The 12,457-nt window shown below is 63.9% G+C and carries 9 protein-coding genes and 1 pseudogene; 5 read left to right on the top strand and 5 right to left on the bottom strand.

The window, feature by feature from the left end; genetic code table 11:
• Positions 1-60: 60 nt before the first annotated feature.
• A complete protein-coding gene (locus B0G73_RS03995; RefSeq protein WP_106278101.1) occupies positions 61-297 on the bottom strand; it encodes a hypothetical protein in 237 nt (78 codons plus the stop codon).
• A gap of 157 nt (positions 298-454) precedes the next feature.
• On the opposite strand from B0G73_RS03995, the gene B0G73_RS03990 reads away from it, so the two are divergent.
• From B0G73_RS03990 to tkt, 3 genes are all read left to right on the top strand, one after another.
• Positions 455-715 (top strand): hypothetical protein, encoded by a 261-nt coding sequence (locus B0G73_RS03990; RefSeq protein ID WP_106278099.1) that lies wholly within the window; start codon positions 455-457, stop codon positions 713-715.
• A 214-nt stretch (positions 716-929) separates the two neighbouring features.
• Positions 930-1,475: a cupin domain-containing protein gene (locus B0G73_RS03985; RefSeq protein WP_106278401.1), complete on the top strand. Its 546-nt coding sequence runs from the start codon at positions 930-932 to the stop codon at positions 1,473-1,475.
• Between the two features lie 260 nt (positions 1,476-1,735).
• On the top strand, positions 1,736-3,820 hold the full coding sequence (tkt, locus tag B0G73_RS03980; RefSeq protein ID WP_106278097.1) for a transketolase: 2,085 nt from the start codon (positions 1,736-1,738) through the stop codon (positions 3,818-3,820).
• An 87-nt stretch (positions 3,821-3,907) separates the two neighbouring features.
• Here the strand turns inward: tkt and zapE are convergent.
• The 4 genes and pseudogenes from zapE to B0G73_RS03960 all read right to left on the bottom strand — a co-directional run bounded on the left by zapE (position 3,908) and on the right by B0G73_RS03960 (position 9,326).
• Positions 3,908-5,010 (bottom strand): annotated as a pseudogene (zapE, locus tag B0G73_RS03975) (cell division protein ZapE).
• Between the two features lie 138 nt (positions 5,011-5,148).
• Positions 5,149-7,479, bottom strand: coding sequence for a PAS domain S-box protein (locus tag B0G73_RS03970; RefSeq protein ID WP_106278095.1), 2,331 nt, complete (start codon positions 7,477-7,479; stop codon positions 5,149-5,151).
• 4 nt (positions 7,480-7,483) lie between these two features.
• Positions 7,484-8,287: an alpha/beta fold hydrolase gene (locus tag B0G73_RS03965; RefSeq protein ID WP_106278093.1), complete on the bottom strand. Its 804-nt coding sequence runs from the start codon at positions 8,285-8,287 to the stop codon at positions 7,484-7,486.
• Between the two features lie 136 nt (positions 8,288-8,423).
• Complete coding sequence (locus B0G73_RS03960) at positions 8,424-9,326, bottom strand: YihY/virulence factor BrkB family protein (protein ID WP_106278399.1); 903 nt, start codon at positions 9,324-9,326, stop codon at positions 8,424-8,426.
• A 245-nt stretch (positions 9,327-9,571) separates the two neighbouring features.
• On the opposite strand from B0G73_RS03960, the gene B0G73_RS03955 reads away from it, so the two are divergent.
• Positions 9,572-10,726 carry a ligase-associated DNA damage response exonuclease gene (locus tag B0G73_RS03955; protein WP_106278091.1) on the top strand — a complete coding sequence of 385 codons (1,155 nt, stop codon included), beginning with the start codon at positions 9,572-9,574 and terminating at the stop codon, positions 10,724-10,726.
• Positions 10,723-12,399 (top strand): ATP-dependent DNA ligase, encoded by a 1,677-nt coding sequence (locus tag B0G73_RS03950; RefSeq protein ID WP_106278090.1) that lies wholly within the window; start codon positions 10,723-10,725, stop codon positions 12,397-12,399. Before B0G73_RS03955 ends, B0G73_RS03950 begins: the two co-directional genes overlap by 4 nt.
• Positions 12,400-12,457: the final 58 nt, after the last annotated feature.

Genomic DNA, 12,457 nt, shown 5'->3' with positions numbered 1-12,457 from the left:
GCAAGAAGGCAGGCGGAGGAGGGCGGCGCACGCGCGCCGCTCGCCGGAAAGACGGAATCCTTATGGCATGCCGCCGAGCGACGGTGAGATCGTGCTGCCGCGGCCCGGATCATTGGGATGTTCGTCGGGCAGGGTGGGCTTCGCGGAGACGGGTGGATAGGTGCGGTAGCAACTGTCGATCGAGGAATCGGCGAGGCAGCGCTGGAATGCGTCCGCGTCGCTCTTCTGCGCGAATGTGTACAAAGTGCGTTCGACCTGCACTTCGGTATCGGACACGCGAATTGTGGTCATCGTCATGAAGTTCTCCTTTTTACAAATGTCGGTCCAGACCTTCGCCTCGTTTTTCGCAACGGCCGTGCCCGGCCATACGTTCCTGCGTAATGCGGGAGCGTTGCCCGGGAGGGACCGGATGTTGCTTCAGCGAAGATATATCCCACGTCACGAGGAGAGCGACATGCAGGGCACCAAATCGCAGGACGAGCTGGACGCATTGGTCACCGATGAGGTGAAACAGCGCAACAAGCCAAGCGGCACGCATTATGTCGAACCTAGTCCGCTCGGCATCGAGCCGGTCGAGCAGACCGGCGTCGACAAGGCGACCAATCCGCCACGCTCGAACGAGCGCCCGGCACACAGCGCCGAAGTGCCGCTCGGCACCGGCACGCATGCCGAGCCGCCCGGAGGCGGCGGGCGTGAATCGCAGCGCAAGGAATGACGCAGCAACGTAACCAAGGCGAGTGATACTTCATATGTTTGCGAAATTCGTCCACCGTCACGGCAGCGCGTCTAAACATGCCCGAAAAGAAGCGGACGCGAAGGCAGGCGCGCTTTATGCGGCGCTGAAACGATCGCCGGAGCCGGCCAGCGCAGCGTCTTCCACGCCGGCTTCAACGGAGCACCGCGATCCGCAGGACGCCAAGGAGCAAACCATGTTCAACGATTCAAAGCATGGATTCGACGCCGCCAAAACCGAATACGAAGCCTTCATGCTCAAACCGCACGACTGGGTGCCGAATAACCGCAACTTGCCGGTCGTGATTTACCGGCGCGCCCTCATGCCGGATAGCGGCGACCTGGCGGCCGCCTTCGAAATCCTCTTCGAGCGCAACGCATGGCCGCCGCAGTGGCGCGACGGCATCTTCGACTATCACCATTTTCACGCCACAGCGCACGAAGTACTCGGCGTAACGGACGGCTCCGCGCAGGTGATCATCGGCGGTCCGGGCGGTAAAGTGGTGTCGCTGTCCGCCGGCGACGCGATCCTGCTGCCGGCCGGCACTGGCCACTGTCTGCAATCGTTCGCGCGGCACTTCCGGGTCGTCGCCGGCTATCCGGAAGACCAGCAGTGGGACATCCGCCGCGAGGCGCTCACGCCGGACGAACTGGCGGCCATGGAGGCGTTGCCTTTTCCGCCCCTAGATCCAATCGACGGCAAGCACGGGCCCCTGGTCGAATATTGGCTGCGCGCGGCTTGATCTCGGCGCACGCCGGCTTTTTCTTCGTGTCGGCGCCGCACCGGACGGGTTCCAGTCGCAAGCCGGCTGAAATGACCGCTTCCCGCAGCAAGCCCGCCCGATGCCGCGTGTAACGCTCCGTGCAGATTTGCGCGCATCGGCGCATCATCGTTGAGCCTCGCAGCGGTTCCTCATGCGTTCTTCCACGTAACACGGTTCGCCGGGTGCGCCGACACAGCGCGTTCCGGCTTTCTCTTCAACCGCCGAACAAGGAGTGTCCCATGCAAAACGATCCCGCCCTCGATCAGCTGTGCATCAACACGATCCGCACGCTGTCGATGGACGCTGTGCAAAAGGCCAATTCCGGTCACCCCGGCACGCCGATGGCACTGGCACCCGTGGCCTATCATCTGTGGCAAAACCATCTTGTTTACGATCCGGACGAGCCGTTGTGGCCGAACCGCGATCGCTTCGTGCTCTCGGTGGGGCATGCGTCGATGCTGCTGTATTCGCTGCTGCATCTGGCCAACGTGAAAGCGGTGGACGAGGAGGGCAAGCCGACCGGCAGGCCCTCCGTCTCGCTGGACGACATCGAGCATTTCCGCCAGATCGACAGCAACACGCCGGGACACCCCGAGTACCGCATGACCACCGGCGTCGAAACCACCACCGGCCCGCTCGGCCAGGGGCTCGGCAACAGCGTCGGCATGGCGATGGCGGGGCGCTGGTGCGAGAGCCACTTCAACCAGCCGGATGCGCCGCTCTTCGGCCATCGCGTCTACGCGCTATGCGGCGACGGCGACATGATGGAAGGCATCTCGCACGAGGCGGCATCGCTCGCCGGGCATCTGAAACTGTCCAATCTGATCTGGATCTACGACAGCAACCGCGTGACGATCGAAGGCCACACGGACCTCGCGTACAGTGACGACGTGGAAAGCCGGTTCCGCGGCTACAACTGGCACACGCTGCGCGTGAACGACGCCAACGACGCTGCCGCGCTCGAGGCTGCTCTTGTCGAGGCGAAAAGCATCACCGACAAGCCGACGCTGATTGTCGTGCATAGCATCATCGGCTGGGGTTCGCCGCACAAGCAGGACAGTTCCTCGGCGCATGGCGAGGCGCTCGGCGTCGAAGAAGTGGCGCTCACCAAGAAGGCGTATGGCTGGCCGGAGGACAAGTTCTTCTATGTGCCCGACGGCGTGCACGAGCGCTTCGCGGCCGGCATCGGCGCGCGCGGCAAGGCGGCGCGCGAGGCATGGCAGGCCCACTACGACGCATACACCAAGAAGTACCCGGAACTCGCGCGTGAATTCGCGCAGATGGAAGCGCACGAATTGCCCGCGGGCTGGGACAGCGACATCCCCACGTTCGACGCCGACCCGAAGGGCGTAGCGTCACGCGATTCGTCGGGCAAGGTGCTCAACGCGATTGCCGCCCGCGTGCCGTGGATGATCGGCGGCTCGGCGGATCTCTCGCCATCCACCAAAACCAACCTGAAATTCGAGGGCGCCGGCAGCTTCGAGCACGATAGCTACGGCGGCTGCAATCTGCACTTCGGCATTCGCGAACACGCGATGGGCGCAGCGGTGAACGGCCTGGCGCTGTCGAATCTGCGGCCGTTCGGCTCCACGTTCCTGATTTTCAGCGACTACATGAAGCCGCCGATCCGCCTCTCGGCGATCATGGAAGTGCCGTCGATCTTCGTGTTCACGCACGATTCGATCGGCGTGGGCGAAGACGGTCCGACCCATCAGCCGATCGAGCAGCTGGCCTCATTGCGCGGCGTGCCGGGTCTCACCGTGCTGCGTCCGGGCGATGCCAACGAAGTCGCCGAGGCCTGGCGCGTGGCGCTGTCGGATCCGCGCCGGCCGTCGTGCATCGTCGTGTCGCGCCAGGCGTTGCCCACGCTGGACCGGAGCCGCTATGCCGCCGCCAGCGGAACGCAGAAGGGCGCGTATGTGCTCGCCGACGCAGCCGATGGACAAAAGCCGCAAGTGATCCTGATGGCGACGGGCAGCGAGCTCTCGATCTGCGTCGACGTGTACGAGAAGCTCAAGGGCGAGGGGATCGCGGCGCGCGTAGTGTCGATGCCGTCGTGGGACATCTTCGAGCGTCAGGACGAGGCGTATCAGGAATCGGTGCTGCCCTCGGACATCGACGCGCGTGTCGCCGTCGAACAGGCTGCCTCGCTCGGCTGGGACCGCTATGTGGGTCGGCTCGGCGCGCAGGTCGTGATGCATACGTTCGGCGCATCCGCGCCGCTCGCCGATCTGAAGAAGAAGTTCGGCTTCACGCCGGAGCGTGTGTACGAAGCGGCGAAGCAGCAGATCGAGCGGGTGAAGTCGAAGCGCAGCCAGGAGTGAGGGCACGAAAAGGTGCGAAGTGAAAAGGCCGGCGGTTTGATGAAAACCGCCGGTTTTTTATGAAAACGCGCACCTAGGTGCTCTGCCTTACGCTGGATCGTCCAGCGCATCGGCCGGCGTGTCCGCTGAAACCTCGCGCGTTCCGTCGAGCGTGTTGCGATAAGCGCGCGATTGCATGTCGGCGAGCCGGCTCAGTGTGCGCGACAGATCGTGCGCGCCTTGCAGACCGCTGAGCGCCGTCTCGATTGGTTCATCGGACGCGATAAACAGCGCGCGCTTGCGGTCGTAGAAGATATCGACCAGCCAGATCAGCCGTTGCAGCGTGTGAGATGTGCTCAACCACTCGTTGCGCACATTGTCGAGGATCAGACCGTGCCATTGCTCGGCGAGGTCCAGGTAGTCGAGATGCGAGCGGCTCGCCACGCACAGATTCTCGAAGTCCGCCCATAGCAAAGCCGCTCCCGCCGCGCGTGCGACAAACGGTCGGCCCGCCGCGCTCACCGTGACAGGATCGAGCGTTTCGCTGCCTTCATAGCGTACGAAAATCCGCAGCAATGCCTCGCGGGTGGCGGCATCGAGTGGCGCGAAGAAATGCGGCATTTGCGCCTGTTCACCGCCGAAGCGGTAGTCGCGCGCGCCGTCGAAATGAATCACGCTAAAGCAGCGTTTGATCTGCTCGATGGTCGGCAGAAAACGTTCGTGAAACTCCGGGTCGGGCAGCAGGCCTTCCGGCGCATAGTCGAGGTGAGCACGATGCGGGTGCCGAGCCCGATCGCCGTATCCAGAAAGCGGCCCATCAGGAATGCATCGGCGATATCGTGTACGTGAAATTCGTCGAAGCACAGCAGCTGGATACCGTCGAGCCATTGGCGCGAGACCGAGCCGAGGCGGTCGTCGCCGCTCGGCTCGCTGACGAGCCGTCGGTTCATCTCGCGCAGAAATTCGTGGAAGTGCAGACGCCGCTTGCGGCAGGTCGCCAACTCGAACACAGTATCGACCACCAGACTCTTGCCGCGCCCAGGCAGCCCATGGCAATACACGCCCTGATGCGGCGCTGTCGCGGCGGAACGCGCGCGCGGGCCGTTCGCGCCGAGCAATGTGACGAGCGCGGCGATCGCTTCGCGCTGGTTCGCGTCGGGCACAATGCCGCGCGCGGCGAGGGTGCGTGTGACCTGGGCGTCGTCAAGCATGGGCGGCTGCGCCAGTGCGGGGCGAAACGGTTTCGCACGAGGCAGCGGCGAAAGCGGCGACGGTGTCGAAGGGCATAAAGAGAGGCGGGCGGAAATCGCGTCAGTTTAACAAGGCGCGTTGATCACGCAACCACGCACTCACGCACTCTGCCGGCTCAACACCCGCTGCAACTCGCCGGGGTCGACCGGCTTGGTGAAGTGATGGTCGAATCCCGCGGCGAGAGCAGTCTGCTTGTCCTGCTGCTGGCCCCAGCCGGTGACGGCGATCAGCACAATGCCGGCGTGCTGGTAATCCTGGCGAATCCGCCGCGCCACTTCATAGCCGTTCAGTTGCGGTAAGCCGATGTCGAGAATCACCGCCTGCGGCGCGAACGCGCCGATCAGTTCGAGACCCGCGATACCGTCGCCGGCCGTGCGGACTTCGTGGCCTTCGAGTTCGAGCACCATCGCGAGGCTCTCGGCGGCGTCCGCATTGTCGTCGACGATCACGACGCGCAGGCCGCCCGCATGCGGTGCCTCGGGCGGCGCGCTGTCGGACGGCAGCGCCGCGGTTGTCGTCACCGGCAGCCGGATCACAAATTCGCTGCCTTTGCCGGGACCGTCGCTAAAAGCCGCGACCGTGCCGCCGTGCAGTTCCGCGAGGCCGCGCACCAGCGCGAGGCCGATGCCGAGTCCGCCTTGCGAGCGGTCCAACGCCGGCGCGAGTTGCGAGAACATTTCGAATACGTTGTCCAGATGCTCGGCTGGAATGCCGATGCCGGAATCGCGCACGACGATCACGGCTTCATCGCCTTCGCGTTCCGCCGCGAGCGAGATGGTCCCGCCGGGCGGCGTGTACTTGGCGGCGTTGTTCAGCAGATTCAGGATCATCTGCGACAGCCGTGTGGGATCGGCGACCAGATAGAGCGGCTCGCGTGGCAGCGTCACGCTCAGATGATGGGACGAGGCCTGCACGGTCGGCCGTGCCGCTTCCATGGCCGATTGCATCGCGCGTGCCAGTTCGAGACGCTGCTTGCGCAACTCGAGCTTACCCTGGGTGATGCGCGAGACTTCCAGCAGATCGTCGACCAGATGCGTCATGTGCTGGAGTTGCCGGTCGAACACGTCGCGCGACCAGCTCAATTGCGGATCGGCGAACTCTTTCAGGCGCAGAATTTCGAGCACGTTGCGCATCGGCGCGAGCGGATTGCGCAGTTCGTGTGCGAGCGTGGCGAGAAATTCGTCCTTGCGGCGATCGGCATTCGAGAGTTCGCGGTTCAGCCGCGTGAGTTGCTGCTCCGCGTGCCGGCGCCCGGTGATGTCGCGATTGATGCTGACCGCGCCGTAGATATCGCCGCGCGCGTTGGCGAGCGGCTTGATCACGGTTTCGCACACGCCGCGTGAGCCGTCGCGCCGCACGAACGGCAATTCGCCGCGCCATGTGCCTTCGGCGGCCAGCGCCGCGAGCGCTTCGCGGCGAATGCTCGACGCCTGGTCCGGCGGCAGCAGGAGCGCGACCGGCTTGCCGAGAATCTCGCGCATGCGATAACCCAGCATGCGTTCGCCGCCCACGTTGAAGTCCGTGATATTGCCGCGCAGATCGGTAATCACGATCGCGTCGCTCAGGTGTTCGAAGATTGCCGCCTGGCGCAGCAGGACCGTCTGCGCTTCCTTGCGTTCGGTAATGTCGATGCCGAGGCCGTAGATCGTCAGCGGCTCGCCCTGGCGGTCGTAAGTGGCGCGCCCGCGGCCTTCCATCCAGCACCAGTCGCCGCTTGCGTGCAGAAAACGGAACTCGGCGACATAGTCGTCACCGGTTTCCACCGCGTGGTCCACGGCCTCGTTCAGCGCGATCAGATCGCCCGGATGAATCAGTTCGAAAAAGCCGCCGGGCATGTTGGCAAAGCGGCCTTCGGCATAGCCCGCGAGCGCTTCGAGTTCGCGGCTCCACCAGAGCTTGCCCGACTTCGGCTCGTGCGACCACGCGCCCATGCGCGCGCCGCGCATGGCGAGGCTCAGCACGTCGCGGCTTTCCTGCAACTCGCGCTGCGCGAGCTGATGCGCGGCCACGGACGCCTCGGCATTGCGCCGCGCGAGCAGCAACTCCTGCTCGTACTTGTGACGGTCCGCGACGATCAGCACCGCCACTTCCAGATAAGTCGCCTCGCCGTGACGGCGGCGCACCGCGTTGAGCAGCATCGGCACCATGTGGCCGTCGCGATGCAGCATGTTCAGCTTGACCTCGGCCACCGAACCCTGCATTTGCAGAAGCGGCGCCCAATGCGTCTGATAGAACACCTTGCCGCCGGCGCTCAGCAGATCCTGGATTTGCCTCGCTCCGGCCAGCTCCGCGCTGTCATAGCCGAGCCAGCCGCAGAAGGTCGCGTTCACGCGCACAATGCGGCCATTGGCATCGGTGACAAGCAGGCCGCAGGCGGCGTGCTCGAACAACGCTTCGGCTGAGGGCAGCGGGTGGTCCGTGCTGTGCATCGTGCTACAGGCTCATCGGCGCGAGGAAGGAATTCATCGCGGCCGCGCTCGCGCTCGGCGCGCTTAGATGCGGACAATGGCCGACGTTCTCGATGAGATGCAGCGTGCTGCCGGGAATCGTGCGGTGCAGGTATTCGCCGACCACGCAGGGCGCGATGATGTCGTCGCTACTTTGCAGAATCAGCGTGGGCGTGGTGGCGCGCGAGAGTATCGCGCGCTGGTCGGACAGAAACGTGACGCGCGCGAATTGCCGGGCGATCTCGGGATCGGTGCGGCAGAAACTGTTGGTCAGTTCGACACCGAGTTCCGGCTGCTCCGGCGCGCCCATGATGGCCGGCGCCATTGCGCTCGACCAGCCGAGGTAGTTGCTTTCGAGCGTGCGCAGCAGATCTTCGATGTCTTCGCGCGAGAAGCCGCCGACGTAGTCGCCGTCGTTCACGTAACAGGGCGACGGGCCCACCATGATCAGGGCGGAGAAGAGTTGCGGCGCCTTGAGGCTCGCGATCAGGCCGATCATCGCGCTGACCGAGTGGCCGACGAACACCACCGGGCCGTCGGCAACTTCACGGATGATCTCGATCAGGTCGCTGGCGTAGCCGTACAGCGAGTCGTACTTGTCGATGTCGTAGGCGCTCAGATCCGACGAGCCGCTGCCGACATGATCGAACACCACGGTCCGGTATTCGTCCTGAAACGACGGTGCGAGGTAGCGCCACATGCTCTGATCGCAACCGAAACCGTGCGCCAGCACCATGGTCCGCTTGCCGTTGCCGGAAATCTGTATGTTGTTGCGCTGGGTGATGCTCATGGTGGGATCCTGAAGCCTGCCGGCTGGAAGAGGCGGTTATGCCAGGCGTGCGCCTCGGCCGGTATTCAGCAGAATGTTACCGCAGTCTTGCCCTACGGCTTCGTTGCCTGGCTGTAGCACGCCTCGCGGCGAGCACTCACCCGGTCTTGATGTCGGGCTGCGGCGCCTGAAGCGGCTCGATCCCGAAGCGTTCGTATTGCGAAATCACCTGCGCCCCGAGCAGCAGCAAGGTCGCGAGCCATTCAAGGCTGAACAGGATGACGATGGCCATGGTCAGCGATCCGTAGACCACGCTCACCTGCGAGAGGGTCGCGAAGTACCAGACCAGCACGTGCCGCGTAATCTCCCACAGCACGGCGGCGACCACGCCGCCGAACAGCGCATGCCTGAGCGAAGGGCGACCGACCGGCATCACCATATAGATCGAAGTCAGCACGAAGACCTCGCCCGCGAGGCCGAGCAGATACAACACGACGCGCGAGAGTCCCTGCAGCGAAACATGCAGGCCGAACAGATCGATGCCTTCGGCGCCGATCGCTTCGAGCCCGCTCGACACGAAGGTGACGATCAGGATGCCTACGCCGAGACACAGAATGTAGCAATACGGCAGCATTGCCGAGAGCAGGAAGTGCCGCCGCCGGACCACCACACGGTGGACGAAAATCAGCGACATCGCGTTCTCGAGCACGGTGAAGGCCAGCGAACTGAAGAAGATCATCGTCAGCAGCAAGACCCAGCCGATCACCGCGCGATGCGAGAGAAAATTGGCCAGTTCGTGCACCAGCGCGTTCGACTGGCCCGGCACCAGCCATTGCAACAGATGCGCGAGCGCCGCGAGCAACACATGCTGGGGCACGAAGCGCGACAGGACGATCACGATCAGGATCATGAGCGGTACGATCGACAACAACGCGTAATACGCGACCGCGCCCGCGAGCAGCAAGCCCTGGTTGGCGCGAAATGCCTTCAGCGTTTGCAGCACGAATTCGCCGGGATGTTTCGCCACATATAGCGCGTGGTCATCGATGATGGTTTGCATGGGACCTCGCAGCGCGCGTGGCTGACCTGCCGGAATGCGGGCTTTGCCGATGCGCGTACCTTGTTGCTCCTGCATACTCAAGCAAGAATGCAGCCACGCTGACATTGCTGCTTCTTTTCGGCGATTGCCGCTTCTCTTCGGCGCTTCGGTTCAATAGCACACGCCGGGAATGCAGTTTGCTTGGCGGATGTGTCGAGCTTGCATCGACCTGCCTCAACGCGCCCGCTTTTCCACTGGAACCCCCATTGACTATAGCCTCTGACGAAGCAGACCTCGCGGACCTCGTGGTGGCACGGCCAGAGGGATTGTATTGTCCGCCTGGCGACTTCTATATCGACCCGTGGCGTCCCGTCGACCGGGCAGTGATCACGCACGCGCATTCCGACCACGCGCGTTTCGGGCACCGGCATTACCTCGCGTCGAAAGCGGGGGCGAACGTGCTGCTGTCGCGTTTGCCCGGCATATCGCTGCAAACCCTGGGGTATGGCGAGCGCCTCGATCTTAACGGTACGACGGTGTCGCTGCATCCCGCAGGGCATGTACTCGGCTCGGCGCAAGTGCGGATCGAACATCGTGGCCGCGTGTGGGTGGCTTCAGGCGACTACAAACTCGACCCCGACCCGACCTGCGATGCATTTGAACCGGTGCGCTGCGATACCTTCATTACCGAGTCGACCTTCGGCCTGCCGATCTACCGGTGGGACGCGCCGCAAGCCGTATTCGACGGCGTCGATTCGTGGTGGCGTCATAACGCCGCCGAAGGACGCGCGTCCGTGCTGTTTTGCTATTCATTCGGCAAGGCGCAGCGCGTGCTCGCCAGTGTCGATGCCGGCATTGGGCCGATTTTCTGTCACGGCGCCGTGGAACCGCTCAATCGCGCGTATCGGGACGCCGGCGTGCATTTGCCGCCTGTGCGGCCTGTCAGCGAGATACCGGTCAAGGACAAGGCGGCGTTCCGTCAGGCACTGATCGTGGCGCCGCCGTCCGCGCAAGGCAGCGCATGGCTCAAGCGCTTCGGCGACTATAGCGATGCGTTTGCATCCGGCTGGATGCGTCTGCGTGGCGCGCGCCGCAGGCGTGGAGTCGACCGTGGCTTCGTGCTGTCGGATCATGCCGATTGGCCGAGCCTGCAAACAGCCATACAGGCGACGGGCGCCGAACGCGTGATTGTCACGCATGGCTCGGTCGAGCCGATGGTGCGCTGGTTGCGCGAGCAAGGCCTCGAGGCCGGCGCGTTTGAAACGCAATATGGCGACGATACAGTCGAAGCGGATGCCGCGGGTGCGGATGAAACCGCGGCCGCGCGCAGCGTGCCGCTCGAGTTCGATCAGACAGCAGCAGAGCAGGCTGTGTCGGCTGATGACCAGGGCGACGCGGCCAACCCGGCGAGCCGCGCATGAAACGCTTCGCCGCCCTCTACACCGCGCTCGACGCGACCACGTCCACGCACGACAAACTCGAAGCGCTCACCAGTTACTTCGCCGTGGCCGAACCGGAAGATGCGGCGTGGGCGTCGTATTTTCTCGCCGGTGGCAAACCGCGCCAATCGGTGCCGACGCGTCTGCTCACCGAGATCGCCCGCGAACGCGCGGGATTGCCGGCGTGGTTGTTCGAAGAGTCCTATCACGCAGTGGGCGATCTGGCCGAAACCATCGCCCATATCCTGCCGCCCGCGCAACGCAGTTCCGAACTGGGCCTCACACAATGGATCGAGCAACGTGTGCTGACCTTGCGCGGTGTGGCGCCGGAAGAGTTGCGCACGCGTTTGATCAGCTACTGGGACGAACTCGATTGGGGCGGCCGGTTTCTGCTGACCAAACTGATTGGCGGCGGGTTTCGGGTGGGCGTTGCGCGGCAACTGGTGGTGAGAGCGCTAGCGGAAGTCGCGGGCGTCGATCATAAGCGGATCGCGCAACGCATGGTCGGTTGGACCGACTCGCAACAGAAGCCCGATGCCGCGCGCTATCTGCGTTTGATCGCGCCCGAAGCGACTGGCGACGAGATGCAGCCTGGCGAGCAGCAGCAGGAGAGCGACCTCGGCCTGCCGTATCCGTTCTTTCTCGCGCATCCATTGCAAGCCGATCCGGCAACGCTCGGCGATCCCTCGCAATGGCAGATCGAATGGAAGTGGGACGGCATTCGCGCGCAACTCGTCAAACGTGGTGGACGTGTCTGGTTATGGTCGCGCGGAGAGGATCTGATCACGGATCGCTTCCCCGAAGTGGCGGCGTTGGGCGATGCCTTGCCGGACGGTTTCGTGGTCGACGGCGAAATTCTCGCGTGGGAACCCGGCGCCCTGGCGCCATTACCGTTTGCGCGGCTGCAACCGCGCATCGCCCGTAAAACGCTGACTAAAAAAATCCTCGCCGATTCGCCGGCCACGCTGCTTGCGTACGATCTGCTCGAAGCGAACGGCCGGGACCTGCGCATGACGCCGCTCGTCGAGCGGCGCGCGCAACTGGAGGCGTTGGCTGTTTCAATCGAAGGCACACTCGCGCACGATCTGCTGCGCGTGTCGCCGCTCGTTCGTGCAGCGGACTGGGAGGCGCTTGCCGCATTGCGCGACGAGAGCCGTTCGCGTGGCGTGGAAGGGCTCATGGTCAAGCAGCGCGAATCGATGTACGGCGTGGGCCGCACCAAAGCCTCCGGTACATGGTGGAAATGGAAGATCGATCCGTATGCAGTCGATGCCGTGCTGGTCTATGCGCAACGCGGCCACGGCCGTCGCGCGAGTCTCTACACGGATTTCACTTTCGCGGTATGGGACGAAGCGAACGGCGTGCGCACGTTGGTGCCCTTCGCGAAGGCTTATTCCGGTCTAACCGACGAAGAAATGCGTCAGGTCGACGCGATCGTGCGCAAGACCACGATCGAAAAATTCGGCCCTGTGCGCAGCGTCACCCCCACGCTGGTTTTTGAAATCGGCTTCGAAGGCATTCAGGCGAGTCCGCGTCATAAGTCCGGTGTGGCTGTGCGTTTTCCACGCATGTTGCGTTGGCGCACTGATAAACACATCGACGACGCCGATACGCTCGCCATGCTGAAGGGCTTCATCGACGACCGTGCGGGATAACCCGCTGAGTACAAATCCCTAAAACGGTGCTGGGTTTTTAGTCAGCGGCATTTTATTG

Source organism: Paraburkholderia sp. BL25I1N1, assembly GCF_003002025.1.
Lineage (GTDB): Bacteria > Pseudomonadota > Gammaproteobacteria > Burkholderiales > Burkholderiaceae > Paraburkholderia.
Note: the sequence above shows the minus strand (reverse complement) of the source record. Positions and strands in the feature narration are given on the sequence as shown.

What these genes read in the sequence shown, in the direction of transcription:
- B0G73_RS03950 (WP_106278090.1), top strand. Translation starts at nt 10,723, where the DNA reads ATGAAACGCTTCGCCGCCCTCTACACCGCGCTCGACGCGACCACGTCC.
- B0G73_RS03965 (WP_106278093.1), bottom strand. Translation starts at nt 8,287, where the DNA reads ATGAGCATCACCCAGCGCAACAACATACAGATTTCCGGCAACGGCAAG.
- B0G73_RS03995 (WP_106278101.1), bottom strand. Translation starts at nt 297, where the DNA reads ATGACGATGACCACAATTCGCGTGTCCGATACCGAAGTGCAGGTCGAA.
- B0G73_RS03990 (WP_106278099.1), top strand. Translation starts at nt 455, where the DNA reads ATGCAGGGCACCAAATCGCAGGACGAGCTGGACGCATTGGTCACCGAT.
- B0G73_RS03970 (WP_106278095.1), bottom strand. Translation starts at nt 7,479, where the DNA reads ATGCACAGCACGGACCACCCGCTGCCCTCAGCCGAAGCGTTGTTCGAG.
- B0G73_RS03985 (WP_106278401.1), top strand. Translation starts at nt 930, where the DNA reads ATGTTCAACGATTCAAAGCATGGATTCGACGCCGCCAAAACCGAATAC.
- B0G73_RS03960 (WP_106278399.1), bottom strand. Translation starts at nt 9,326, where the DNA reads ATGCAAACCATCATCGATGACCACGCGCTATATGTGGCGAAACATCCC.
- tkt (WP_106278097.1), top strand. Translation starts at nt 1,736, where the DNA reads ATGCAAAACGATCCCGCCCTCGATCAGCTGTGCATCAACACGATCCGC.